Source organism: Arsenophonus nasoniae DSM 15247 (genome assembly GCF_000429565.1).
Taxonomy (GTDB): Bacteria; Pseudomonadota; Gammaproteobacteria; order Enterobacterales; family Enterobacteriaceae; genus Arsenophonus; species Arsenophonus nasoniae.
Genome location: NZ_AUCC01000229.1, coordinates 1 through 1,492, shown reverse-complemented (window position 1 = coordinate 1,492; position 1,492 = coordinate 1). Strand labels below are relative to the sequence as shown.

At 36.9% G+C, this 1,492-nt stretch carries 1 protein-coding gene; it reads left to right on the top strand.

Annotation, left to right across the window (positions count from 1 at the left end):
* Positions 1 to 496 precede the first annotated feature (496 nt).
* Positions 497 to 769, top strand: a complete 273-nt coding sequence (locus tag G468_RS0117790; RefSeq protein WP_026824124.1) for an HU family DNA-binding protein — start codon at positions 497 to 499, stop codon at positions 767 to 769.
* Positions 770 to 1,492 lie beyond the last annotated feature (723 nt).

Below are 1,492 nucleotides of genomic sequence, written 5' to 3'. Positions count from 1 at the left end.
ATTCAATAAATTATAAAGATAATAAATACAACAACTTATATTCATTCAATGAAGTAAATAGGAAGGTAATAGTTCAACCGAGTAATTTGATAAGCTATTGATTTTAAAAATAAAAAAAACCAACAAGTGGTTAATTAAGTCATTGAAAATAAAAGAAAAAATAAAATAACAGCCAACCAAAAAAAGCCAGCTAATCTTTTATAATCAAAAAAATATAATCTTTTTTAATCGACTTCCCCCCTGTGGATAACTTTTCTTCCAACAAAAACAATAAACCCAAAAACATGTTACTACTGAGTCACCGTATTTCTTTTTTGCTAATAGTGATATTCCGCTTCCTCGTCTGCTCACTCGCTACGCTCGGTCACAGACTTGCGTCGAGCGGCGGGATTTTAATTAAAAAGATTTTTTGGGTTAACTAACCTCAAACATTGCACTATTCAGTTGCTACAGCTAGCATCACTAGGATTAACTTATCCATTAATTCAGGCATACCATGAACAAAACAGAACTCATTAATCAAATCGCTGAAAAAGCTGACCTAACAAAAAAAGATGCAAAGAAAGCACTGAACGCATTGATTGAAACCGTGACAGAAGCGCTAAAGGCGGGAGATGAAGTACAACTCGTTGGTTTTGGCAGCTTTCAAGTTAAGCAACGCGCTGCAAGGGAAGGACGCAATCTGCAAACAGGCGAGATTATTCAAATTGCTTCTGCAAACGTACCGAGTTTTAAAGCGGGTAAAACTTTGAAAGAAGCGGTCAATTAAAAATTCAAGTAAAAATATAGCCAACATGCTGGCGTTGGCTAGAAGCGGCAATAAACAAAATTATTTATGTAATAAGATAACATACAGTATCAAAATTGAGAATGATTATCAACACCTCATCTTCGACAATTAACATCATCATCGCTGTCATATCGTGCCAATTAGCTTTGCAGGAATGCTGCGCATGGGTTACGTGCAATATATCAATCTCTCACCGCTTCGCGGGCTTCGGCGATTTGACTATTGTCATTCTCTGTCACTATTGAGTATCGCCTTCCATGCCTAACGGCATCAAAAAACCACTATAAGCAATTCCAAGCCCCGCAAAATTATTGGCAATACGTTTTGATGAGTTAAATCACGAAAACGCCGTACAGAGCGTTACAGGACGCTTAAAATTGATTTATGAACCAGAGATGAACTGCAATATCAAAAAATTCACCGATTTCTCTAAAATTCCCTGTAATCAATTTTTTGGTGTTTTTAGATAGAAAAAATCCGATTTTACCCCAAAAATTGCAGTAGTAGCCCTGCCGCGCCTGTGCACCAAATGTGTCGTTTTTTATGCAGTTGTACAATGCCACTAAGCGTAGACCAGTACTGGCCTTTACCGTGATTTAAGTGAGGCAAAAACTTGATGGTTAGGAAATTGAATCGCTTTTAAAGTGAGTAGCAAAAGCCATCCCTTATTGCAAAAAGGAGATGGGGATCGATTTATTGTGT